This is a genomic window from Massilia yuzhufengensis (assembly GCF_900112225.1).
GTDB lineage: Bacteria > Pseudomonadota > Gammaproteobacteria > Burkholderiales > Burkholderiaceae_D > Telluria > Telluria yuzhufengensis.
This window is the reverse complement of sequence record NZ_FOLD01000008.1, coordinates 1-22,631: the sequence shown is the minus strand read 5'-3', so window position 1 is coordinate 22,631 and position 22,631 is coordinate 1. Positions and strand designations below refer to the sequence as shown.

At 66.7% G+C, this 22,631-nt stretch carries 20 protein-coding genes, 1 rRNA gene and 1 pseudogene; 11 read left to right on the top strand and 11 right to left on the bottom strand.

Annotated elements, in window-relative coordinates:
- Positions 1-29: 29 nt before the first annotated feature.
- Genes ptsP through gshB form a run of 4 tightly spaced genes read right to left on the bottom strand, consistent with a single transcriptional unit; the run spans position 30 to position 3,533 of the window.
- On the bottom strand, positions 30-1,808 hold the full coding sequence (gene ptsP, locus BM031_RS08990) for a phosphoenolpyruvate--protein phosphotransferase (RefSeq protein ID WP_091874277.1): 1,779 nt from the start codon (positions 1,806-1,808) through the stop codon (positions 30-32).
- A gap of 41 nt (positions 1,809-1,849) precedes the next feature.
- Entirely contained in the window at positions 1,850-2,119 is a 270-nt protein-coding gene (locus BM031_RS08985; protein ID WP_091874018.1) for an HPr family phosphocarrier protein, read from the bottom strand.
- Between the two features lie 33 nt (positions 2,120-2,152).
- A complete protein-coding gene (locus BM031_RS08980; RefSeq protein WP_091874016.1) occupies positions 2,153-2,560 on the bottom strand; it encodes a PTS sugar transporter subunit IIA in 408 nt (135 codons plus the stop codon).
- A 1-nt stretch (position 2,561) separates the two neighbouring features.
- A complete protein-coding gene (gshB, locus tag BM031_RS08975) occupies positions 2,562-3,533 on the bottom strand; it encodes a glutathione synthase (protein ID WP_091874014.1) in 972 nt (323 codons plus the stop codon).
- 194 nt (positions 3,534-3,727) lie between these two features.
- On the opposite strand from gshB, the gene BM031_RS08970 reads away from it, so the two are divergent.
- On the top strand, positions 3,728-4,441 hold the full coding sequence (locus BM031_RS08970) for a class I SAM-dependent methyltransferase (protein ID WP_091874276.1): 714 nt from the start codon (positions 3,728-3,730) through the stop codon (positions 4,439-4,441).
- 66 nt (positions 4,442-4,507) lie between these two features.
- A complete protein-coding gene (locus tag BM031_RS08965; protein WP_091874013.1) occupies positions 4,508-5,152 on the top strand; it encodes a DUF4272 domain-containing protein in 645 nt (214 codons plus the stop codon).
- Positions 5,153-5,159: 7 nt separating this feature from the next.
- On the opposite strand, the gene gshA is transcribed toward BM031_RS08965, so the two are convergent.
- From gshA to BM031_RS08945, 4 genes are all read right to left on the bottom strand, one after another.
- On the bottom strand, positions 5,160-6,461 hold the full coding sequence (gshA, locus tag BM031_RS08960; protein WP_091874011.1) for a glutamate--cysteine ligase: 1,302 nt from the start codon (positions 6,459-6,461) through the stop codon (positions 5,160-5,162).
- Between the two features lie 256 nt (positions 6,462-6,717).
- Positions 6,718-8,118 (bottom strand): ammonium transporter, encoded by a 1,401-nt coding sequence (gene amt / locus BM031_RS08955; protein ID WP_091874009.1) that lies wholly within the window; start codon positions 8,116-8,118, stop codon positions 6,718-6,720.
- Between the two features lie 10 nt (positions 8,119-8,128).
- A complete protein-coding gene (gene glnK, locus BM031_RS08950; RefSeq protein ID WP_005667790.1) occupies positions 8,129-8,467 on the bottom strand; it encodes a P-II family nitrogen regulator in 339 nt (112 codons plus the stop codon).
- Positions 8,468-8,487: 20 nt separating this feature from the next.
- Positions 8,488-9,225: a TorF family putative porin gene (locus BM031_RS08945; RefSeq protein ID WP_091874007.1), complete on the bottom strand. Its 738-nt coding sequence runs from the start codon at positions 9,223-9,225 to the stop codon at positions 8,488-8,490.
- 265 nt (positions 9,226-9,490) lie between these two features.
- Here BM031_RS08945 and BM031_RS08940 point away from each other — a divergent pair.
- From BM031_RS08940 to BM031_RS08925, 4 genes and pseudogenes are all read left to right on the top strand, one after another.
- Positions 9,491-9,718: pseudogene (locus tag BM031_RS08940) on the top strand (accessory factor UbiK family protein); the annotation flags it as partial.
- A gap of 135 nt (positions 9,719-9,853) precedes the next feature.
- Entirely contained in the window at positions 9,854-12,313 is a 2,460-nt protein-coding gene (locus BM031_RS08935) for an adenosylcobalamin-dependent ribonucleoside-diphosphate reductase (RefSeq protein ID WP_091874004.1), read from the top strand.
- A gap of 238 nt (positions 12,314-12,551) precedes the next feature.
- Positions 12,552-14,795 carry a DUF4214 domain-containing protein gene (locus tag BM031_RS08930; protein ID WP_177207692.1) on the top strand — a complete coding sequence of 748 codons (2,244 nt, stop codon included), beginning with the start codon at positions 12,552-12,554 and terminating at the stop codon, positions 14,793-14,795.
- A gap of 35 nt (positions 14,796-14,830) precedes the next feature.
- A complete protein-coding gene (locus tag BM031_RS08925) occupies positions 14,831-15,211 on the top strand; it encodes a SirB2 family protein (protein ID WP_091874000.1) in 381 nt (126 codons plus the stop codon).
- 1 nt (position 15,212) lies between these two features.
- Here the strand turns inward: BM031_RS08925 and BM031_RS08920 are convergent, their stop codons facing one another.
- Together BM031_RS08920 and BM031_RS08915 are read right to left on the bottom strand one after the other, a co-directional pair.
- The gene (locus BM031_RS08920; protein ID WP_218147579.1) at positions 15,213-16,352 is read right to left on the bottom strand and encodes an acyltransferase family protein; all 1,140 of its coding nucleotides are present in this window, start codon (positions 16,350-16,352) and stop codon (positions 15,213-15,215) included.
- Positions 16,353-16,382: 30 nt separating this feature from the next.
- Positions 16,383-17,081: a hypothetical protein gene (locus tag BM031_RS08915; RefSeq protein ID WP_091873998.1), complete on the bottom strand. Its 699-nt coding sequence runs from the start codon at positions 17,079-17,081 to the stop codon at positions 16,383-16,385.
- Positions 17,082-17,288: 207 nt separating this feature from the next.
- Between BM031_RS08915 and BM031_RS08910 the strand changes: the two genes are divergently transcribed.
- From BM031_RS08910 to BM031_RS08890, 5 genes are all read left to right on the top strand, one after another.
- Complete coding sequence (locus BM031_RS08910) at positions 17,289-18,806, top strand: YifB family Mg chelatase-like AAA ATPase (protein ID WP_091874272.1); 1,518 nt, start codon at positions 17,289-17,291, stop codon at positions 18,804-18,806.
- Between the two features lie 54 nt (positions 18,807-18,860).
- Positions 18,861-19,355, top strand: coding sequence for a hypothetical protein (locus BM031_RS08905; RefSeq protein WP_177207691.1), 495 nt, complete (start codon positions 18,861-18,863; stop codon positions 19,353-19,355).
- A complete protein-coding gene (locus BM031_RS08900) occupies positions 19,352-20,092 on the top strand; it encodes an ABC transporter ATP-binding protein (protein WP_229408727.1) in 741 nt (246 codons plus the stop codon). Before BM031_RS08905 ends, BM031_RS08900 begins: the two co-directional genes overlap by 4 nt.
- Complete coding sequence (locus BM031_RS08895; RefSeq protein ID WP_091873994.1) at positions 20,089-21,648, top strand: hypothetical protein; 1,560 nt, start codon at positions 20,089-20,091, stop codon at positions 21,646-21,648. The genes BM031_RS08900 and BM031_RS08895 overlap by 4 nt, the downstream gene beginning before the upstream one ends.
- Positions 21,649-21,720: 72 nt before the next feature.
- Complete coding sequence (locus BM031_RS08890) at positions 21,721-22,062, top strand: DUF1840 domain-containing protein (protein ID WP_091873992.1); 342 nt, start codon at positions 21,721-21,723, stop codon at positions 22,060-22,062.
- A gap of 332 nt (positions 22,063-22,394) precedes the next feature.
- On the opposite strand, the gene rrf is transcribed toward BM031_RS08890, so the two are convergent.
- Positions 22,395-22,507 (bottom strand): 5S ribosomal RNA (rrf, locus tag BM031_RS08885).
- Positions 22,508-22,631: the final 124 nt, after the last annotated feature.

The following is a 22,631-nucleotide window of genomic DNA, read 5'->3' as shown; positions in this document are numbered from 1 at the left end:
TGCAGCCTGCGCGGCCGCAGTGGTTCAATTTAAAGTAACTGGAGCTGCTCGACGGCGGTGGCGATCTCGTTCGGTTCCATGGAGCGCAGGATGCGGCGGGTCCGGGTGGTGATCGCGGCCAGGTCGCTGTTCAGGATTTCCTGCTTCACTGACAGGATCTGCCCCGGATGCATCGAGAATTCGCGCAGGCCCATGCCCAGCAGCAGGCGGGTGAGCTTGGTGTCGCCCGCCATCTCGCCGCACACGGCCACGTCGAGGCCAGCCTTGTGCCCGGTGGCGATGGTCTGGGCGATGAGCATGAGCACAGCCGGATGCAACGGGTTGTACAGGTGGGCCACTTCGTAATCGACGCGGTCGATCGCCAGCGTGTACTGGATCAGGTCGTTCGTCCCGATCGAGAGGAAGTTCATGCGCCGCACGAACAGCGGCAGCGCCAGCGCGGCCGCCGGGATCTCGATCATGGCGCCCACTTCCACCGCCGGGTCGTACTTGAGGTTCTCGTCGCGCAGTTGGGCCTTGGCCTGCTCGATCATGCTGAGCGTCTGGTCGATCTCGAAGGCGTGCGCCAGCATCGGGATCAGGATGCGCACCTTGCCGAAGGCGGAAGCGCGCAGGATCGCGCGCAGCTGGGTCAGGAACAGCTGGGGCTCGGCCAGGCAGTAGCGGATCGCGCGCAGGCCCAGCGCCGGGTTCAGCGCCGTGTGTTCAGTGGGGTCGAGCGGCTTGTCGGCGCCGACGTCGAGGGTGCGGATCGTGACCGGGCGGCCCTTCATGGCCACCACCGCCTTGCGGTACTGCTCGAACTGCTCGTCCTCGCTCGGAATGCGCAGCGCGTGGCCCAGCACATTGGCGCGGCCCATGAACAGGAACTCCGAGCGGAACAGGCCCACGCCGTTGGCGCCGGCTTCCAGCGCCGCCTGGCAGTCTTCCGGCAGCTCGATGTTGGCCATCAGCTTGATGGCGGTGCCGTCCTTCGTGACGGCCGGGGTCTTCTTGAGCTTGGACAGGCGCTTGCGCGCCTTGACCAGCGCGGCCTGGCGCGCGCGGTACTGTTCCAGCACCAGCTGGCTCGGGTTGCAGATCACCACCCCGGCGTCGCCGTCGATGATGATCCAGTCGTCCTGCTCGATCAGGCGCGAGGCCTGGCTCATGCCCACCACCGCCGGGATGTCGAGCGAGCGCGCGACGATCGCGGTGTGCGAGTTCTGGCCGCCGACGTCGGTGACGAAGCCGATGAAGGAGCGGGTTGCGCCATCGCGGTCGCGGAAGGCCAGCATGTCGGCCGGCGAGATGTCGTGGGCGACCACTACCATTTGCGGCGGCGCGTGGTCGTCGCCGCTCGCGGCGGGCGGGATCGCCAGCGCGGTGCCCATCAGGACCTTCAGCACGCGCTCGGCCACCTGCTGGATGTCGTGCTTGCGCTCGCGCAGGTACTCGTCCTCGATCTCGTCGAACTGGGCCGACAGCTCGTCGATCTGGGTCACCAGCGCCCATTCGGCGTTGTAGTGGCGCGCGCGGATGATGTCGAGCGGCGCTTCCGAGATCATCGGGTCGGACAGGATGAGCGCGTGCACGTCGATGAAGGCGCCCAGTTCGGTCGGAGCGTCCTTGGGCAGCTCGGTCCACAGGGCCTGCAGGCCGCGGTGCACGGCGGCGATGGCGTCCTGCAGGCGCGCCACTTCCGCCTCGAGCTGTTCTTCCGGGACCAGGTAGTGCTTGACGTCCAGCGCCGCGGGCGTGAGCAGGTGCGCGCGGCCGATGGCGATGCCGCGCGAAACCGGAATGCCGTGGAGCGTGAACGATGCCATCGATGGTCCCGTGTGGCGGGGAGCTGCCGCTTCGCGCGGCATTACTCGCCTTCGCCGAACTTGTCGTTGATCAGGCCACTGAGGGCGGCGATGCACGCCTCTTCGTCCGCGCCGTCGGCCTCGAGCTGCACCTTGGCGCCCTTGCCGGCGGCGAGCATCATGACGCCCATGATCGACTTGGCATTGATGCGGCGGCCGTTGCGGGTGAGCCAGACGTCGCTCTGGAACTTGGCCGCCAGCTGGGTGAACTTGGCGGAGGCGCGGGCATGCAGGCCCAGTTTGTTGATGATCTCTAGTTCTTGTTGAATCATATGGTCGTTGTCGTCTTAAACTGAGGTCACGTCTTAGTTCGATCCCACCCGGATCCGGTTATCCACCCGCACCGCGCCGTTCTGCGCGCCGGCCAGGGCCATTTCCACCACCACGTCGAGGGTGTCGCGACGGTAGGTGATCGCACGCAGCAGCATCGGCAGGCTGATGCCGGCGATGATTTCCACGTGGCCGGCGTCGGCCAGCGAATTGCAGCAATTCGATGGCGTGCCGCCCTTGATGTCGGTGATGACCAGCACGCCGTCGCCGTCGTCCAGGCGCGCGATGGCGTCCTTGGCCAGGCAGTTCACCTCGGCCAGGTCCTGGTCGGCGGCCACGTCGATCGCCTCGAAGCGCTCGGTGGGGCCACGGAAGACGTGGGCCACCGCCGTAATGAATGCCTGGCCCAGCGGAGCGTGGGTCATCAGCAGGATGCCTACCATGTCAGTGTCTGCCTGCGGTCGTATCTAGCGTGTGGGTGAGCTGCTGTTCGACCGCGTCGATGAACATCGCGGCCACGTCGAATCCGGTCTGGTCGAAGATCTCCTGGAAGCAGGTGGGGCTGGTGACGTTTACTTCAGTCAGGAAATCGCCGATCACATCCAATCCTACCAGCAATAAGCCACGCGCGGCCAGCACCGGGCCGAGGGCCTCGGCGATCTCGCGGTCGCGCGCCGTGATCGGCTGGGCCACGCCGAGGCCGCCGGCGGCCAGGTTGCCGCGCACTTCGTTGCCCTGCGGGATGCGGGCCAGCGCGAAGGGCACCGGCTTGCCGCCGATGACCAAGACCCGCTTGTCGCCTTGCTTGATTGCCGGGATGTACTTCTGGGCCATGATGGTGTGCTTGCCGTTGTCGGTCAGCGATTCGATGACCGATCCCAGGTTCATGCCGTCTTCCTTGATCCGGAAGATGCCGGCGCCGCCCATGCCGTCGAGCGGCTTGAAGATGACGTCGCCATGCTTGTCGTGGAAGGCGCGCAGGCGCGCCGGGTTGGACGACACCAGCGTGGGCGAGGTGTAGCCGCTGAACTGGGCGATGGAGAGCTTCTCGTTGTGGTCGCGGATCGCGCCCGGGCGGTTGAACACGCGCGCGCCCTGGCGCTCGGCAAGTTCCAACAGATAGGTGCCGTAGACGTATTCCATGTCGAAGGGCGGGTCCTTGCGCTCGATGACGGCGTCGAAGGCCGACAGCTTGAGGATTTCCGGCGCATCGGCGCGGTACCACTCTTCGGCGTCACCGGTGAGCGTGATGGGGGTGACTTCCGCCGTGACGACGCCCTCTTCCAGCACCATGTCGCGCTGCTCGAAGGCGTAGATGCGGTGGCCGCGCTTGGCCGCCTCGCGCATCATCGCAAAGGTCGAGTCCTTGTAGATCTTGAAAGTGGAGAGCGGATCGGCGAGGAAGGCAATTTTCATGGGGCGTCCAGTGCGGGGAATGCCTCGATTTTAGCCGGAAACGCGGATTCTCGCGGGCGGGCCCTGTACTGCCCGCCTGGGCCGCGCACGGGCATGGTGCAATGCGAAAATGCTGGATTGCAAGTTGTGCCGGGTCAGCCGTGCGCATGAGGCAGCGCAAGCCTTCCTGCCGGTGGCTGCGCGACCATGACAACATGAGCACACATACCGACAAACAGGCGGAACTGGACCGCATAAAAGATGTCTACAAGCAATGGCATGGCGGCGCCGCCCTCTCCCGCTATGCCTGGCACCGGCAGGAAATCCAGCAGCAGGTGGCCGCCCGCAACCGCGCCTTTGCCGCCCTGCTGCCGGCCACCGTGGGCAGCGACCTGTCCGGCCTGCGAGTGCTCGACGTCGGCTGCGGCACCGGCGGCTTCCTGCGCCAGCTCATCGACTGGGGCGCCGATCCCGGCAAGCTCACCGGCACCGAGCTGCAGCAAGACCGGCTCGACTACGCCCGCCACTTCACCGCGGCCGACGCCAGCTGGCGGCTCGGCACGCTGGACGCCATGCGCCTGCGCGACTTCGACCTGGTCAGCGCGCAAACGGTGTTTTCGTCCATCCTCGACCCGCTGCTGCGGCGCGAGCTGGCATCGCAGATGTGGCGCAGCCTGCGGCCGGGCGGCTGGTGCCTCGTGTTCGATTTCCGCTACGACAACCCGCGCAACAAGCATGTGCGCAAGGTCACGCGCGCCGAGCTCGACGGGTACTGGCCCGGGGAGCGCAGCCGCTACCGCACCCTCATGCTGGCCCCGCCCGTCCACCGGCTGCTGGCAGGCGCGCCCTGGCTGGCCGCCGACATCCTGAGCGCCATCGCGCCACCGCTGCGCTCGCACTTCGTCTATATGGTGCAAAAGGGCGGCTAGCGCCGCGTGCACGGTCCAAACGATTGATGGTGTTATTGTCCGGCAAACGATTTCCGGAGGCCGGGCATGACAGCAGAAGAACGCAGGGCAGCAAGCGAAGCGCTATTACGCGACTACGCGATTCCCATCAATCCCAACCTGCCGTCAATCGACGATGGCGATGTCACGCTGCGCTCGGAAGATGCGCTGTGGTGCCGGCTGGTGGCGTTGTGGGGCGTGGTCGGAGCCGCCATGCTGCGCCGGAACGATTTTTTCAAGGAGTATTTTGCGGCTGACGAACGGCGCGCCATGCTCTCGGATGACGAAGCCGCCTTCCTGTTCAATGACGCGCCTCCCGAGGAAGACCGGATCCGTTTCTCATGGCGCCTGGAAGCGCTGATGTTCCTGGCATGGTGCGCGGGCCTGGTGGAAGACTCCGGCCTGCCGGTGAAACCGTCGAGCGCCGAGGCGATTTTGCCGCTCTACCCGCACGACCTGGGCGACGCGGCCATGCTGCGCGATGCGATTCGCCTGCGCAGCAAGGACGAGATCCTGGACCAGGCCGACCTGTTGTATCGCCTGCACTGGGCGGTACGCGACGCCCAGCTCAACAGGCGCGAGCCGCCTCCTGGCATCAACCCCGGCATGGTGCTGGAGTGGCACCATGCGGTCAACTGGATGACGGGCTACGACGGCGAAGACGACTGGGACGCCGTCCCCACCGACACCTGAGCCGGTCTTAATACACTTCCGGATTCGGGTCGGTGCGTTCCAGCTCGAGCGAGGCCGCCAGCAAGCCCAGGCGCGCCACCACGCCGTACACGTAGAACCGGTTCGGCGCCGCCGTGCCCGGCTTGGCTTTCAGATCAGGCACCGCGTGCTGCTGGGCGAATGCCAGCGGCACGTACTGCGAGCCCGGCGCGTTCAGGTTCTGGTCGATGCCGCGCTCGGCGTGCACGCGGTAGAAGCCGCCCACCACGTAGCGGTCGATCATGTACACCACCGGCTCGGCCACCGCGTCGTCGATCGATTCGAAGGTGGGCACGCCTTCCTGCACGATCATGTCGGTGACCGCCACGCCATCCTTGATGACGGTCATCTTGTTGCGCTGGGCGCGGCTCAGGTCGCGCACTTCGCTCGCGTCCTTCACGGTCATGACGCCCATGCCGTAGGTGCCGGCGTCCGGCTTGACGATCACGAAAGGCTTCTGCTCCTTCATGCCGTATTCCTTGTACTTCTTCTTGATCTTCGACAGCAGTGCCGACACCGCATCGGCCAGCTGCTCGGTGCCGACGTCTTCCTGCAGGTCGATCTCGCCGACCTTGCTGTGCAGCGGATTGACCAGCCAAGGGTCGATGTCGATCAGCTTGCCGAATTTTTTCGCCACTTCATCGAAGGCCTTGAGATGGTTGCTCTTGCGGCGCAGCGCCCAGCCCGCGTGCACCGGCGGCAGCAGCGACTGTTCGTGGATGTTTTCCAGGATGGACGGGATGCCTGCCGAGAGGTCATTGTTGAGCAGGATGGTGCAGGGGTCGAAGTCGGCCAGGCCGACCCGGCGGCCGTTGGGCGAGCGCACCAGCGGCTCGACTACCAGCATGTTCCCGTCCGGCAGCGCCAGCGGGGTCGGCTGGGTGACGTCCGGCGACAGCGAGCCCAGGCGCACGTGCAGGCCGGTCTGGCGGAAAATCTGCATCAGGCGCGCGACGTTCTGCAGGTAGAGCGGGTTGCGCGTGTGCGTTTCCGGGATCATGAGCAGGTTGCGCGCGTCCGGGCAATACTTGTCGATCGCCGCCATCGCGGCCTGCACCGTCAGGGGCAGCATTTCGGTGGACAGGTTGTTGAAGCCGCCCGGGAACAGGTTGGTATCGACCGGCGCCAGCTTGTAGCCGGCGTTGCGCAGGTCGACCGAGCAATAGAACGGCGGCGTATGTTCCTGCCACTCGAGCCGGAACCAGCGCTCGATGGCGGGCGTGGCTTCGAGGATTTTCTTTTCCAGGTCGAGCAAAGGCCCGGTCAGGGCGGTGGCGAGGTGCGGAACCATGAGGTGGACGTCCTAGTTGTGGCTTGTTTGAATTATATCGGTAGCCTTATGTGGGACCGATGTTGCCATTTTAAAGACGATCTCATTCTTCCGTTAGCATAAAAACGTCGTCCCGGTGAAGGCCGGGACCCAAGTTCTGCTTGCGTTACCGTAACGCTGGCAAAATCGGGCGGGACAATGCCAGTGGCATTGTCCCGGCCTGCGCCGGGACGACGTGCTGAGTGAGACGTAAATTGTTACGTGCGCAGTCTGCTAATTACGAATGATACGCCGACTCCCCATGGCTCGTGATGTCCAGCCCTTCGCGCTCCTGCTCTGCCGGCACGCGCAGGCCGATCACGATATCCACCAGCTTGAAGGCGATGAAGGCCACGACGCCCGACCACACGATGGTGATGCCGACCGCTTGCGCCTGCACCCACACCTGGCTGGCGATCGAATAATCCGCCGAGCCCTTGTTGGCGATGTAGTCCCAGATGCCCTGGCCGCCGAGGGCCGGCGACGCGAACACGCCGGTCAGCAGCGCACCGAGGATGCCGCCCACGCCGTGCACGCCGAACACGTCGAGCGTGTCGTCGGCGCCCAGCAGGCGCTTCAGGCCCGTCACGCCCCACAGGCAGATGACGCCTGCCAGCAGGCCCATCACCAGGCCGCCCATCGGGCCGACGAAACCGGCGCCCGGGGTGATCGCCACCAGGCCCGAGACGGCGCCCGACACTGCACCCAGCAGCGAAGGCTTGCCCTTGACCATCCACTCGCCCAGCATCCACGACACGGCAGCCGCGGCGGTTGCCAGCAGGGTGTTGATGAAGGCCAGCGCGGCCACGTCGCCCGCTTCCAGCGCCGAGCCGGCGTTGAAGCCGAACCAGCCGACCCACAGCAGCGAGGCGCCGATCATGGTCATGGTGAGCGAGTGCGGGGCCATCGATTCGCGGCCCAGGCCGATGCGCTTGCCGATCACATAAGCGCCGACCAGGCCGGCGACTGCCGCATTGATGTGCACCACGGTGCCGCCCGCGAAGTCGAGCGCGCCGTGCGACCACAGGTAACCGGCGTTCGCGGTGACGGTCGCCAGGGTGGTGGCATCCGAAATCGCATCGGGACCGGCCCAGAACCAGACCATGTGCGCCACCGGCAGGTAGCCGAAGGTGAACCACAGCGCGACGAACAGCAGTACCGCCGCAAAACGCACGCGCTCGGCGAAGGCGCCGACGATCAGGGCGCAGGTGATGGCGGCGAAGGTGCCCTGGAAGGCGACGAAGATGAATTCAGGAATCATCGTCTCCTTGCTGAAGGTTGCCGCCTGGCTGAAGGTACCGGCGCTGGCGTCGTAGATGCCGTTCAGGAACACCCGGTCGAAGCCGCCGATGAAGGCATTGCCCTGGGTGAAGGCCAGCGAGTAGCCGTACAGGCACCACAGGACGATGATCACACAGAACACCATGAACACCTGCATCAGGACCGACAGCATGTTCTTGGCGCGCACCAGGCCGCCGTAGAACAGCGCCAGGCCCGGAATCGACATCATGATGACCAGCAGCGTGGCGACGAACATCCACGCGGTATCTCCCTTGTTGATGGATGGCGCCGCGAGCGCCGGCAGCGCAAGGCTTGCGGCCGCGAGGCCGGCCAGGACTTTTGTTATGGTGTTCTTCATCGTGTTCCCCTTACAGTGCGTCGTTGCCGGTCTCGCCGGTACGGATACGGATGACCTGGTTGAGGTCGGCCACGAAAATCTTGCCGTCACCGATCTTGCCGGTGCGGGCCGCGCCCTGGATGGCGTCGATCACCTGGTCGACCACGGCGTCGTCGACGGCCGCTTCGATCTTAATTTTCGGCAAGAAATCGACCACATACTCCGCGCCGCGGTACAGCTCGGTATGGCCCTTCTGGCGGCCGAAGCCCTTCACTTCGGTCACCGTCATGCCCTGTACGTTGATCTCCGACAGCGCTTCCCGAACTTCGTCCAGCTTGAAGGGTTTGATGATGGCGGTAATCATTTTCATGGTGATGCCTCTTTGCTCTCTCAGAAGGTTTTGGACAGGGTCACGATGGCGCCCGACTTGCCAAGGTTCTTGCCCTGCGGGCTCAGGTAGGCATCGGTATTGGCCTTGATCCAGGCCAGCGACAGGGTGGCCACGCCGAAGTCCTTGGTGACGCCGACCTTGTAGTCGGAATACGAGTACTGGCTGTTGTGGGCGACTTTCTGGTGGCCCGCATGCAGGTTCAGGAGGAAGCCGCTGCCCACGTCGATGTCGGCGCCCACGTCCAGGTAGCCGCTGCCCTTGCTGTCGGCGGTGCCGAACAGGTTGGTGGTCGAGTGCGAGTACTTGACATAGGCCGGGCCAAAGCCGAGGCGGCCATACAGTTCGAAGGTGTTGGCGCGCGGGTTCAGGTCGTTCGACGGGTACCAGTAGTACAGGCCGCCGATGTCGTAGGTGACCGATTCGCCGAGGTTGCCGCGCTTGCCGCCGTAGACATCCCATTCGAGGTTGCCGTCGCCGCCAAGATCCTTGGTCCATTTGATGGTGGACAGCCAGGTGCCTACGTACAAGCCGGATGGGCTGTGCGTGTAGTCGGCGCCGCCTTGCAGCGCCGGGTCGAACCGGGTTTGCGACAGGCCGCGGTAACGGTAGTCGCTGGTGATGGCGGCGTTGTAGCTGACCTGGTGCTCAGGGGTGGCTTCCTGCGCGAATGCAGGCACGCTCGAGAGGGCAAACACGGCCCAGACTGCGGCTGCTGCATGTGAGGTATTGCACTTCATGACATTCCCCTTATCTTCAACGGTCAGTGCCGTTGCGGTTTACAATCTTGTTTGCTACACGCCTGACAACTCTTTAGCAGGATGCGTGCCAGCCGAAAAACCGCGCATCGGGTGCTTGTTTTCTCATCCATCCGCCCCATTTGCGATTCGAACAACCCCGGAAACCCGTGCAGCACGCGTTTGATGCGATCGAACGCACCCGGCACGCACCAAAGCGGATTGCGGCGCACCTTCTTGGTGCAACGTGGCGCTTATCGAATAGGAATTGGATATGAATAGCTTCTTCAACGACATCCAGGGCAAGATCAACCAGGCCCTCGAGAGCACCCCGGCCAAGGACATCGAGCGCAACGTGAAATCGATGGTGACCCAGGGCTTCTCCAAGCTCGACCTGGTCACCCGGGAAGAATTCGACATCCAGGCCCAGGTGCTGGCCAAGACCCGCGCCAAGCTCGAAGCGCTGGAGCTGCGGGTGGTCGAGCTGGAAGCGCGCCTGTCGGCCCAGGGCGGCCCGGCTGCATCGACCGCTGGCGGCGGCGCCGTCCCCGGCGCCACCGATCCGGCGGCGCCGCATATCATCCTCGACAAACCCTGAGCCACCGGCATTCATGCCGGAGCGCGAGCCACCATGAATGCCATCGACCACCCACCCGGGCAGCTGCCGCCGCAGCAGGTCTCGCTCGACGTGCTGCGCGAGAAGTACGCCAAGGGCGATGAAACCAGCATCCAGGACGTGCGCCGGCGCGTCGCGCGCGCCCTGGCGGCGTTCGAACCCGAGGCCCGGCGCGCCGAATGGGAGCAGCGCTTCCTGTGGGCCCAGGAACAGGGCTTCGTTCCGGCGGGCCGCATCAACTCCGCCGCCGGCCTCGGCCTGCAGGCTACCCTCATCAACTGTTTCGTCCAGCCCGTGGGCGACTCCATCTCCGGCGTCGACAACGGCCTGCCGGGTATCTACACCGCCCTGCTCGAGTCTGCCGAGACCATGCGCCGCGGCGGCGGCGTGGGCTACGACTTCAGCGCCATCCGCCCCTTCGGCAGCAAGGTCCACGGCACCCGCTCGCGCGCCTCAGGCCCCGTGTCATACATGGAAGTGTTCGACGCTTCCTGCCGCACGGTGGAATCGGCCGGCGCCCGCCGCGGCGCCCAGATGGGCGTTCTGCGCATCGACCACCCGGACATCGAACGCTTCATCGCGGCCAAGGACGCGGGCGCGCTCACCAACTTCAATCTCTCGGTCGGCGTCACCGACGCCTTCATGCGCGCGGTGCAGGCCGACGCCTCCTTCGCGCTGGTGCACCGCGCCGAACCCGGCGAGCTTGAACCCGATGCACGCCGCCGCGACGACGGGCTGTGGGTCTACCGGGAGGTAGCGGCGCGCGCGCTGTGGGAGAAGATCATCGCTTCCACCTACGACCACGCCGAGCCGGGCGTGCTGTTCGTCGACCGCATGAACCTGGAAAACAACCTCTGGTACGCCGAGGAGCTGCGCGCCACCAATCCCTGCGGCGAGCAGCCGCTGCCTGGCTACGGCTGCTGCGACCTCGGTTCGCTCAACCTCACGGCCTTCGTGGGCGAGCCGTTCAGCGACAGCGCCAGTTTCGACTTTGCCCACCTGCGCGAAGTCGCGGCGGTAGCCGTACGCATGCTCGACCTGGTGCTCGATGCGACCGAATGGCCGCTGCCGCAGCAGGCCGCCGAATCCCGGGCCAAGCGCCGCGTGGGCCTGGGTTTCCTGGGGCTGGGCAGCGCGCTGGTGATGCTGGGCCTGCGCTACGACAGCGACGAAGGCCGCGACATGGCCGCGCGCATCGCCGAAGCCCTGCGCGACGCGGCCTACGCGGCCTCGGTCGAACTGGCGCGCGAAAAGGGCGCCTTCCCATTGTTCGATGCCGACCAATACCTGCGCGGGCAATTCATCGGACGCCTGCCGCAGGCGCTGCGCGAGGCCATCCGCACGCACGGCATCCGCAACTCGCACCTGCTGTCGATCGCGCCCACCGGCACCATCTCGCTGGCCTTCGCCGACAACGCTTCGAACGGCATCGAGCCGCCCTATTCCTGGACCTACCAGCGCAAGAAACGCATGGCCGACGGCGCGATGCGCAGCTACGACGTCGAAGACCACGCCTGGCGCCTGTACCGCGAACTGGGCCACGACACGGCCAGCCTGCCGCCGGCATTCGTCACCGCGCTGGAGATGCGCGCCCTCGACCACCTGCGCATGGTGCAGGCGGTGCAGCCCTTCGTGGACACGGCAATCTCGAAAACCGTCAACGTCCCGGCCGCCTATCCGTTCGAGGACTTCCGCGAGCTGTACAGCCAGGCCTGGCATGCGGGACTGAAGGGACTGGCGACCTACCGGCCCAACACGGTGCTGGGCAGCGTGCTGTCGGCCGCTCCGGACGCGGACGCGCCGGCGCCGCCGGATGACGACCCGCTGCGCAAGCGCTTCGAACGGCGGCCGCTGGGCGAACTGGAATCGGTCACCTCAAAAATCGAGTACTCGACCCAGGAGGGCCGCAAGACGGCCTACCTCACCGTGAGCTTCATTCGCGCCGATGGCGTGCATGCAGGCAGGCCGGTGACGGTCGAACGGCCCTTCGAGTTCTTCATGCCGACCAACCAGCGCCTTGGGGGCCAGCAGTGGATCACCGCCTCGATGCGCCTGCTGTCGATGGTGGCGCGCGCCGGCGGCCCGATTGCGCGGGCGCTGGCCGACATGCGCGAGGTGGTGTGGGAAAAGGGGCCGGTACGCTGCGGCACCCTCACGCGCGAAGACGGCGCCCAGGTGCCGGTGTACCACGATTCCGAAGTGGCGGCGATCGCCTTCATGCTGCAGCGCGTGCTGATCCGGCGCGGCTTCCTCGACGCCTGGGGCAACCAGGTGGCGCTGCCGGAGCTGGCGCGCCGCTTCGATGCGCGCGGCGACGCCCCCGCGCCCGAGCACGAACCGCAGCCGCCGGCAGTGCCAGGCGCCCTGCCCCAGGCTACCGGCGCCAAGTGCCCCGAATGCGGCGCGCGGGCACTGCGCAAGGTCGACGGCTGCACCCGCTGCGACGAATGCCACTACGTGGGCGAGTGCGGCTGAGGCGGCAGTACATGATGGCGCCGGCAATGCAGGGCGCATGATCTACGGCGGCGTCGGCAGGCTGGTGCCGGCACGCCCCGGCTTGTCTGTATCATGCGGGGTCGCCCACCCACGTCTCCCCTGTGCCATGAACCGTCCGCGAATCCTCCTCCTCAGCTTCGCTGCCGCCCTGATCGGTGGCTGCGGAGCCGGCACCCCGGACCAGCCGGCGGGCCAGGCATCCCCCAGCCGTGTCTCCATGCAGCTCGACCAGCCGCTGACCGACGCCGCGCTGCGCGAGGCGGCCCGTATACGCGACAGCAGCCGGCGCAGCTCGGCCGACCTCGCCCTGCCGCCGGCCCTGTCGATCGACCCGGAAGATCGCGAAGCCGTGCGCGTGCTCTACAACGGCCACTACAGCCTCCCGGCCGGCCCGATGAATTGGACGGGCAATTATGCGCTTGGTACGGCCGGTACCGTCGGCGACGGGTTCCAAGACGCGACGGTGCGGCGCCTGAACTGGTACCGCGCGATGGCTGGCGTGCCGGCCATGGTCGGGCTGTCACGCGAATTCAGCGTGAAGGCCCAGCATGCGGCGCTGATGATGAGTGCGAACGGCATGCTGTCGCACTACCCTCAGGCGGACTGGAAACTGTATTCGCCACTGGGTGCAGAAGGCGCGGCCAATTCGAACCTGGCCCTGGTAAACACGGGCGCAAACGCCATCGACGCGTATATCCAGGACTACGGCGGCACCAACTACTTTGTCGGTCACCGGCGCCACTTGCTGCGCCCCCAGTTGCGCACGATCGGTTCCGGCGACGTGCCGGCCATGCAGGTGGGCGGCGTGTCCTATCCGGGGGCGAACGCCTTGTGGGTCTCCGACGGGACCTATGGCGCGACGCGCCCGCCGGTACGCGATGGGTACGTCGCGTGGCCGACGAAGGGCTACACGCCCTACCAAACCGTGTTCCGGCGCTGGTCGTTCTCGCTCCCGGATGCCAACTTCAGCGCCGCGACGGTGACCGTGTCAAAGGGCGGCGTGCCGCTTGCCGCCGCCCTGGAACCGGTCCTTGGCGGCTATGGCGAAAACACCCTGGTGTGGACGATGCCCGACGCGCCGGCCTACGGCGCCTACACCAAGCCCGCTGCGGATGTCCGCTACACGGTGACGATATCGAACATCGTTGTCGCGGGCCGGCAGGTCAGCCATTCCTATGACGTGGTGATGTTCGACCCCGCGTCCCCCACCCCGGGGCAGATCAATACCAGCCTGACTGCGCCGGTCTTGGTTTCCAAAGGCCAGGCATACGAGGTGCGGGTGGCGCCGATGGCTGCGGCGACCGGATATGAGCTGGTCGAATACCGGCGCAAGGTGCTGGCGCAAGTGTTTGGCACCGATACCGCCGCCACTGACTGGATAGCCAGCAATGGCGGGGCGCATGCCATGGTGGCGGGCGCCCAGTTCCGCTTCCGCCAGAGCACAAGCGACTTCGGTCCGCAGCGGCTCAACTTCGCGCGCAAACTGCTGGTGGCGCCGGGAGGCACCGTGGCGTTTACACTGGCAACCGGCTACGCGACGACCGACCAGGTATTCCATGTCCAGGTGTCGCTCGACGACGGCCAGTCCTGGCAGGATGCGTACACCCGTCCTGGACAAGCCGGGGTACTGGAGGGAGCCAGGCCCGTCTCGGTATCGCTCGACGCCTTTCGCGGGCAGCACCTGCGACTGCGTCTGATGTCCGACGTGGCTCCCGGCAGCAGCGCCTACATCGACGATGCATCGGGCTGGTCGGTATCAGGCATCAGCTTCAATGGTGTCGACGAATTGCTCGACGAACGACGCCTGGCATCGGTAGACGGAAGCTTTGCGCTGGCCGCCGGCGCGCCGGGCCGCCTCGTGTACGTCGCGCGTTCGCAGTACCAGTCCAGTTACTACGGCGGCTTCGGGCCGGCGGCGTTCACCGACATCGACGGCGCCGTGCTGCGCGGGCCACGCTCGTCCTACACCATCACCCGCAACGGCGCCGCCATCGTCATCGTCGACAACCGCGGCGCGGACGGCACCCAGACAGTGCAGCAACCATTCCGGATCGACTTCACCGACCTCACACTGGCGTTCGATATCGACGGCAACGCAGGCAAGGCTTACCGGCTGTACCGGGCAGCATTCAAGCGCGCCCCCGATACCGGCGGACTGGGATTCTGGATCGCCGCCCTCGATGGCGGGCTGCCCCTGGCGGCAATGGCCGGCGGCTTCACCGGCTCAGCGGAATTCAAGTTGCTGTATGGCGCCGCGCCAACCCACGCCCAGATCATCACTGCGGCTTATCTCAACGTGCTGCACCGGGCCCCCGACAATGCAGGGCTGGCGTTCTGGCTGGCACAGATGCAGGGCGGGATGTCGGCCGATGACCTGCTGCTGTCGTTCAGCGAAAGCGCCGAGAACAAGACCCAGGTTGCGGCCGAGGTCGCGCTCGGGATCGCCTACCTGCGTCCTTGAGGCATACTGCAGGCCTTTACCCTGAAAGCCAGCCAATGAATTACTTCGCCCTCAAGCACATCCACATGACGTTCGCCATCCTCAGTGGCCTGCTGTTCCTGGTCCGCGGTACCTGGATGCTGTCCGGCTCGCAGCGCCTGCAGGCGCGCTGGGTGAAGATCGTGCCGCACATCGTCGACACGCTGCTGCTGGTGAGCGCCATCGGCCTGGTGGTCGTGAGCGGCCAGTATCCGGGCCAGGCGCCGTGGCTGACCGCCAAGCTGGTGGCACTGGTGGGCTACATCGTGCTGGGTGTGATCGCCCTCAAGCGCGGACGCACGCAGCAGGTTCGCACCGCCGCCTTCTTCGGCGCGCTGGCCTGCTTTGCCTACATCGTGGCGGTCGCCGTGACGAAGAACCCGCTGCTCGTGCCCTGATTCAGGCCGCCTCAAGCCGCAGCGCGCGGCGCGGCCTGGACAGGCGCGCGCGCAGCTGCAGGCCGGGACGCTCCACCGCGAGGTGGAGCAGCGCGCCGATCAGCAGCGCAGCGCCGGCGTAGGCCACCAGAGCGGCGGGCCCGCCGGCGGACCACTCGCCATGCGTGCGCACCAGGTGGTAGGCGCTCTTGTGAGTCAGGTAAAGGCTGAACGCGAGCGTGGCCAGCAGGCGCGCGCCGGGGATGCGCAGGCGTCCCGGCGGCGACTGCGGGCTGGCGAAGGCGAGCAGGATGCAGGCCAGGCCCAGCGCCACCAGGGGATAGCCGGCCAGTGCGGTGGCCAGGCGCGGCGGCCCGACAAACAGCAGCAGCGTGGTGCTCGCCGTGATCGCCAGGCCGGTGGCCAGGAATAACGCAGCCCGCGCCGTCATCCATGCCCACCAACCCGGCCGGAACTGGCGCAGCGCCGCCAGCACAACGCCGGCCAGCAGGCCGTCGAAACGCGCCCAGGTCGGGTTGTAGATATGCTCGACGAAGCGCAGCACCCAGTCGTCCCGGCCGCCGCTGATATGCAGGTTGGGCGCGACCTCCAGCTGCCACGCCAGCGCGCGCGCCAGCACGCCGCCCACCAGGATCGCCAGCACCAGCGCCACCGGCTTCCATGCGGCCGGGCGCCAGGCCAGCAGCGTGACCGCCAGCGGCAGCAGCAGGTAAAAGTGTTCTTCGACGCACAGCGACCACACATGCGAGAACGCGCGGTTGTTGAAGTAATCCGGGAAGATATTCGCAGTGAAGCTCAGGAACTGCCAGGCCGGCTGCATGCCGGCGCTTTCGCGCCAGCCCGGCACCCACAGGTACAGTGCCAGCACGGCGAGATAGGCCGGCAGCACGCGCAGTGCGCGCCGCAGCATGAAGTCCTTCCAGCGCGGACCTTCCGCGCTGGCGCACTGTGCGAACACCTGGCCGCCGATCAGGTAGCCACTGAGCACGAAGAACAGGTCGACGCCCATCCAGCCGACTTCGGCGATCGCGGGCAGCTTCACGCCGTAGCTGGTGACGTGGTAGGCCATGACCCACAGGATCGCGATGGCGCGCAGCAGGTCGAGGCCGGGAACGCGGCCGGGGTGATGCGCTGCTTGCAAGGACGGCCCCGATGGAAAAAAGAATCGATTCTACTCGCTGGCCACCGCGCAGTGGGCGCCAGCTGACGCCGCCCGGCGGCGCAGGCGGAGCTCGCGCCAGATGAAGAGGGCTATGGCCAGCATGCCCAGCACGGAAGGCAGCAGCTGCGACCAGGGTTGCCCCACCCTCACCAGGTTGCCCACCGCCGCCGACAGCATGCCGAACAGCGAGGCCACCAGCTTGTAGATGTGTTCCACACGCCAGAGCGACGCATGCCAGCGCGTGGGGAAGCACCAGCGCGCCGCATCGTAGGCAAGCAGGAAGGCCAGCGCGCCAAGCGAGGCGTGGATGACCGGCGGCGCCGCGCCGCCCTTGTCGCCGGCCGCCAGCAGCACCGGGACCAGGCCGATCGTCCAGGCTGCGGCGCACACGCCCAGCAAGGCGTCGAAGCGGTTCGGGCCGGCGGCTTTCGTGTACACGACATGCCAGCCGCTGAGCAGCTGGTAGGTGACCAGCACGGTCAGCACCGCGAACACCGGGACGAAGCGGAAGAATACGTTGCCGATGATCGCGGTCCCGCACACGGCCAGGGTCAGCGCGGCAAATAGCCTGCCCCGGCTGCGGTGGGTCGGCGTACCCTTGGCGCCGGCCAGCATGGCCATGCCGAGGCAGATCGCGGCGATGCCGGCGCCGATGTGGGCGGCAAGATTGAGCAGTTGCGGCAGCGGGAAGTCCATGATCGATGGCATCTGCGATTCCTTCAGGTGGATTAAGTGGTGTTCCTGAAGTCAATGTACAGACGCGAAGTTATCGGGGAGGCCTGATGTCGCCGATTGCGGGATTGTGGGATCGAACGCCGCTTTTTCGCCCTGGCTGGCTCACCATTGGTTGCGCTCAACAAGGCGTTTCGCATGACTGGCACCATCGGCCGGGTCCTCATCAATCCAAGCATCCCTATGAGCCTGGCCGTATTACGCAGCCGCGCGCTGGCCGGCATGGAAGCGCCCGCCGTCAGCGTCGAAGTCCACCTTGCCAACGGGCTGCCGGCCCTCACCATTGTGGGCCTGCCCGATGCCGAAGTGCGCGAGGCGAAGGACCGCGTGCGCGCGGCCCTGCAGAATTCCGGCTTCACCATTCCGCCGCGCCGCATCACGGTCAACCTGGCGCCGGCCGACCTGCCCAAGGAATCGGGCCGCTTCGACCTGGCGATCGCGATCGGCATCCTGGCGGCCTCGCAGCAGCTCCCGGGCGAGCAGCTGGCGCACTACGAGTTCGCCGGTGAACTCTCGCTATCCGGCGAGCTGCGGCCGATCCGCGGCGCGCTGGCCATGACCTTCGCGATGCACCGGCAGGCCGATGGCGGCGCGCGCGCCTTCATCCTGCCGCTTGCCAATGCCGACGAAGCCGCACTGGTGACCGACGCCGCGATCTACCCGGCGCGCACGCTGCTCGAGGTCTGCGCCCACTTTGCGCAGGGCGCCGGCAATGCGCGGCTGGCGCGCCACCAGGGCCTGCCCTCGCTGGCGCCGGTCGACTATCCGGACTTCGCCGAAGTCAAGGGCCAGCAGGTGGCCAAGCGCGCACTGGAAGTGGCCGCCGCCGGCACCCATTCGGTGCTGCTGGTGGGCCCGCCCGGTGCGGGCAAGAGCATGCTGGCCTCGCGCTTTCCCGGCCTGCTGCCGCCGATGAGCGAAGACGAAGCGCTGGAATCGGCCGCGGTGCAGTCGATTTCCGGCAGCTTCTCGCCGCAGCGCTGGCGGCGCCGCCCTTTTCGCAGCCCGCACCATACGACGTCGGGCGTGGCCCTGGTCGGCGGCGGCAACCTGCCGCGTCCCGGCGAGGTATCGCTGGCCCACCACGGGGTGCTGTTCCTCGACGAGTTGCCGGAGTTCGACCGCCGCGTGCTCGAGGTGCTGCGCGAGCCGCTCGAATCGGGCCAGATCACGATCTCGCGCGCGGCCCACCAGGCCGACTTCCCGGCCCGCTTCCAGCTGATCGCGGCGATGAACCCCTGTCCCTGCGGCTGGCTCGGCCACCCATCCGGCAAATGCCGCTGCACGGCTGAGGCGGCGCAGCGCTACCAGGGGCGCATTTCGGGGCCGCTGCTGGACCGCATCGACATCCAGCTCAGCGTCGCGGCCATGCCGGCAGAGAGCATCGGCGCGCAGGCCGATGGTGAAGCGAGCAGCGCGATCGCAGCGCGTGTGGCCCAGGCGCATGCGCTGCAGCTGGCGCGCCAGGGCAAGCCGAACCAGCGCCTGGCGCCGCGCGACATCGACCGCTACTGCCATCCCGATGCGGCCGGCGAGCGCCTGCTGCGCGCCGCGATGCAGCAGCTGCAGTGGTCGGCGCGCGCCTACCACCGCGTGCTCAAGGTGGCGCGCACCATCGCCGACCTGGCTGGCGCCGACAGCGTCGCGGCCAGGCATATCGCCGAAGCGATCCAGTACCGGCGCGCGCTGCGCGAGCCTTGAGTACCCGCGCGGCATGGTGGTTGCGTTCGCAGCGCGTCCTGCTACCATCGGGGGATGCAGATCAAACAACTCCTCCTCGTATCCCTGTCGGCGGCGGCGCTGGCCGCCTGTTCGCCGGCCTACAACTGGCGCGACTACAACAGCCCTGACGGCGCATTCAGGGTGCTGTTCCCTGCCAAGCCCGCGACGCATACGCGCGACATCGACCTTGGCGGGATCCGGGTCGCCATGACGATGACGGCCGCCGAGGTGGAAGGCACGACCTTCGCCGTCGGCACCGCGGTGGCGCCCGATGCCGCCATGGCGCAGGCCACCCTGCCCGCGATGCGCCAGGCCCTGCTGCGCAATATCGGCGCCAGCGAGGAGGCCAAGCCGGGCGCGGCGCTCCTTGCCGTCGACGCGACCGGCAAGGGCAAGGGCGCGCTGCGGCTGGTAGGGCGTTTTGTCGCCAAGGGAGAGCGCGTGTACCAGGTGATCGTGGTGGGCAAGCCCGGCGCCATGCCGCCGGAACAGACCGAGCAGTTCCTGTCGTCGTTCGCGCCGCAATGATGGACAAGGACCTTTCCCCTGCGCTGCGCACTGCCAGCCTGTCCAAGTCCTATGGCCGCCCGGCGGTCGACAAGCTGGACCTGACGGTCCGGCGCGGCGAGCTGTATGCGCTGCTCGGTCCCAACGGCGCCGGCAAGACCACGACGCTGCGCATGGTGGCCGGCCTGGTGGCGCCGGACAGCGGCCGCATCGAGGTGCTCGGCATCGACCTGGCCGAGGCGCCGCGCGAGGCCAAGCGCCGGATCGCCTACCTCCCCGACGACCCCATGTTGTACGGGAAGCTCAAGCCGACCGAGTACCTCGAATTCGTGGCCGGCCTGTGGGGCGTGGAGGCCGCCGCCGCCGAGGCGCGCGCACGCGAGCTGCTCGACTGGCTGGACCTGGCCCCGCATGCGCACGAACTGACCGAAGGCTTCTCGCGCGGGATGAAACAGAAGCTGGCGCTGGCGGGGGCCTTGATCCACGACCCGGAACTGCTGATCCTGGACGAGCCGCTGACCGGACTGGATGCGGGCGCCGCGCGCCAGGTCAAGGACCTGCTGCTGTCGCACGTCGCCAAGGGCGGCACGGTGATCCTGACCACCCACATCCTGGAGGTGGCGGAACGCCTGGCGCAGCGCATCGGCATCATCCGGGAGGGCCGCCTGATCGCCGAGGGCACGCTCGACGAACTGCGCGCGCGCACCAGCGGCGCCAGCCTCGAAGACGTGTTCCTGCAGCTGACAGCGCAGCCATGAGCGCGCCACCGGGCAGCATCCGCTGGCTGTTCTGGCACGAGCTCAAGCTGCTGTGGTACAGCGCGGGGGCCGGCAAACCGGGCAAGCCGGGCAAGCCCCAGCGGCGCCCCGGTATCGCCGGGCTGGCCACCGCGGCCCTGGTGTGGCTGGCGCTGCACGGCGTAGCCTACTACGTCATCAAGCGCACCGGCGGCATCGACGTGGCCGACCCGCGCGTGCTGGTGGCGGTGACGGCGCTGCTGTTCGGCTGCATGACCTTCATGCTCTCGACCGCCCTGAAGTCGAGCGTGATGGTGCTGTTCGAACGCGGCGACCTCGACCTGCTGCTGTCCTCGCCCCTGCCCTCGCGCAGCATCTTCACGGTGCGCCTTGCGAGCGTCGCCGCAGGCACCGCGGTGATGTACCTGTTCTTCCTGGCGCCATTCGCGCACGCCGGCGCCTTGCTGGGCCACGCGCGCTGGCTGGCGGTCTATCCGGTCATCCTGGGCAGCGCAACCGTCATCGCCTGCGCGGCCATGCTGATGACGCTCGGCCTGGTGCGGGTGCTGGGTGCGCGCCGCACGCGCGTCGTCGCGCAAGTCATCGGCGCGCTGGCCGGCGCCTCGCTGTTCCTCCTGTCGCAGCTGTTTCATTATTTCTCGTCGTCGATGGAAGCCCGGGCCACAGCGGCGTTCGCGCAGGCTTTCGCGGCAAACGGGGCGCTCGGCGCGGCAAGCCCGGTGTGGCTGCCCGGCCGCGCACTGCTGGGCGAGCCCCTGCCCGCCCTGGGCATCGCACTGGTCGCGCTGGCGGCGTTCGCTTTCACCGCCGGACGCACGCACCGTTTCTTCGTCCACGGGCTACAGCAGGCGGCATCGACCGGCAGGGCTGCGCGCCGGCCCGCAGGCGGCGTGCGCTACCGGTTTGGCCGCAGCCTGTTCGCCACGGTCTTGCTCAAGGAATGGCGACTGGTCGTGCGCGACCCGCACCTGATCTCGCAGGTTGCGCTGCAGCTGATCTACCTGCTGCCGCTGTGCTTCATCGCCTTCCGGCGCAGCGAGGTGCAGCTGCCGATGCTCGCAGCAGGGCTCACGCTGCTATGCAGCTCGCTGACCGCCTCGCTGGCATGGATCACCGTGTCGGCCGAAGACGCGCCCGACCTTCTGATGATGGCGCCGGCGCGGCCATGGACGGTTCGCATCGCCAAGCTCGCCGCAGCTGTGCTGCCTTCGCTGGGGATCGTGCTGCCGCCATTGGCATGGCTGGGTATGCGCGCCCCGGCGACGGCCCTGCTGGCCGGCCTTTCGCTGACGGGCGCGGTATGCGCCGCTGCCGTGATCGTCCACTGGTGCGCGCAGCCGGGTTTGCGCAGCGACTACCTGGCGCGCGGCAGGAGCGACTATCTCACCTCGATCCTCGAGATGGTCAACAGCCTCGCATGGGGCGGGGTGACGTGGACCTTGACCGCCACGACGGCTGCGCCGTCGAAGCTGGAGACGGCCGCAAGCGTGGTGGCACCGATTGCCGTATTCCTGACACTGTTCGTATCCTGGTTGTTGCGGCGGTCGCGGCCTTGAGTGCGTGCGCGGGGTGACCGCATTACCAAGACGTGTTATCGTTTAGTCACTAACAAATCAATGGGCACAGCTATGTTGATTACATTCAAATGTAAATCGTATCCCGAAGTCTTGATGTACCAGGAACATGCCAAGCGCATCCTCGACATGCTGAACAAGGATATGGAACGCGGCGTCATCACCGCCGCAGAAGCACCCCGGGCGGTCGCTTTGCTCGAAGGCGAAATCGAAGAAAGCCGCAAGCACCAGGTGTCGGAACAAGTCGAACGCGATGTGCACGCGCACCATGGCGATGTGGAGGATAACGATCACGAACCCATCGAGCTGGTGACCTTCTCCACCCGCGCCTATCCCCTGCTCGAGATGCTGCGTTCGGCCCGGGATCAGCAGACTGACGTCCTCTGGGGCGTGTGAACGCGCTTTTTTGTCGCTGATGAGGCGGGGCGTGAGCCCCGCTTTTTTGTTTCAGCAAAAAGCCAGGTCAACTTGGGCACCCGCCTTCGCGGGTGCGACGGTCTTGGGTGTGCAGGCCAGACCATGATTCCCGGCCGGCTCCCCCCGAACCGTCGTACGCGCCACTGGCGCCTACGACTTCCGGCGCAGGCGTGAACAATGCCACTGGCATTGTTCACCCCAATTCCATCGAGCAGAGATACCGCACGCTTGATGCGATAACGCCTGAATACCCAAAACACAAACGCAAAAAAACCCGCAGAGATCACTCTGCGGGTTTTTTCTTATAACTAGCCTGACGATAACCTACTTTCACACTGGTTGCAGCACTATCATCGGCGCAAAGTCGTTTCACAGTCCTGTTCGGGATGGGAAGGGGTGGGACCGACTTGCTATGGTCATCAGGCTTTGACTTGTACGAGTCTTTGACCAACTGGTCAAAAACTCTGAATCTGGAAGAAGTAGTTTTTTTATTCTTGGGATAGCTGTATCAACAAACTTGCAGCTGTATTCCTGACTTGTCTATATCC

Excerpts from the sequence above, each read along its gene's own strand:
- ptsP (WP_091874277.1), bottom strand. The coding sequence starts at position 1,808 with ATGGCATCGTTCACGCTCCACGGCATTCCGGTTTCGCGCGGCATCGCC.
- BM031_RS08985 (WP_091874018.1), bottom strand. The coding sequence starts at position 2,119 with ATGATTCAACAAGAACTAGAGATCATCAACAAACTGGGCCTGCATGCC.
- BM031_RS08980 (WP_091874016.1), bottom strand. The coding sequence starts at position 2,560 with ATGGTAGGCATCCTGCTGATGACCCACGCTCCGCTGGGCCAGGCATTC.
- gshB (WP_091874014.1), bottom strand. The coding sequence starts at position 3,533 with ATGAAAATTGCCTTCCTCGCCGATCCGCTCTCCACTTTCAAGATCTAC.
- BM031_RS08970 (WP_091874276.1), top strand. The coding sequence starts at position 3,728 with ATGAGCACACATACCGACAAACAGGCGGAACTGGACCGCATAAAAGAT.
- BM031_RS08965 (WP_091874013.1), top strand. The coding sequence starts at position 4,508 with ATGACAGCAGAAGAACGCAGGGCAGCAAGCGAAGCGCTATTACGCGAC.
- gshA (WP_091874011.1), bottom strand. The coding sequence starts at position 6,461 with ATGGTTCCGCACCTCGCCACCGCCCTGACCGGGCCTTTGCTCGACCTG.
- amt (WP_091874009.1), bottom strand. The coding sequence starts at position 8,118 with ATGAAGAACACCATAACAAAAGTCCTGGCCGGCCTCGCGGCCGCAAGC.
- glnK (WP_005667790.1), bottom strand. The coding sequence starts at position 8,467 with ATGAAAATGATTACCGCCATCATCAAACCCTTCAAGCTGGACGAAGTT.
- BM031_RS08945 (WP_091874007.1), bottom strand. The coding sequence starts at position 9,225 with ATGAAGTGCAATACCTCACATGCAGCAGCCGCAGTCTGGGCCGTGTTT.
- BM031_RS08935 (WP_091874004.1), top strand. The coding sequence starts at position 9,854 with ATGAATGCCATCGACCACCCACCCGGGCAGCTGCCGCCGCAGCAGGTC.
- BM031_RS08930 (WP_177207692.1), top strand. The coding sequence starts at position 12,552 with ATGCAGCTCGACCAGCCGCTGACCGACGCCGCGCTGCGCGAGGCGGCC.
- BM031_RS08925 (WP_091874000.1), top strand. The coding sequence starts at position 14,831 with ATGAATTACTTCGCCCTCAAGCACATCCACATGACGTTCGCCATCCTC.
- BM031_RS08915 (WP_091873998.1), bottom strand. The coding sequence starts at position 17,081 with ATGCCATCGATCATGGACTTCCCGCTGCCGCAACTGCTCAATCTTGCC.
- BM031_RS08910 (WP_091874272.1), top strand. The coding sequence starts at position 17,289 with ATGAGCCTGGCCGTATTACGCAGCCGCGCGCTGGCCGGCATGGAAGCG.
- BM031_RS08905 (WP_177207691.1), top strand. The coding sequence starts at position 18,861 with ATGCAGATCAAACAACTCCTCCTCGTATCCCTGTCGGCGGCGGCGCTG.
- BM031_RS08900 (WP_229408727.1), top strand. The coding sequence starts at position 19,352 with ATGATGGACAAGGACCTTTCCCCTGCGCTGCGCACTGCCAGCCTGTCC.
- BM031_RS08895 (WP_091873994.1), top strand. The coding sequence starts at position 20,089 with ATGAGCGCGCCACCGGGCAGCATCCGCTGGCTGTTCTGGCACGAGCTC.
- BM031_RS08890 (WP_091873992.1), top strand. The coding sequence starts at position 21,721 with ATGTTGATTACATTCAAATGTAAATCGTATCCCGAAGTCTTGATGTAC.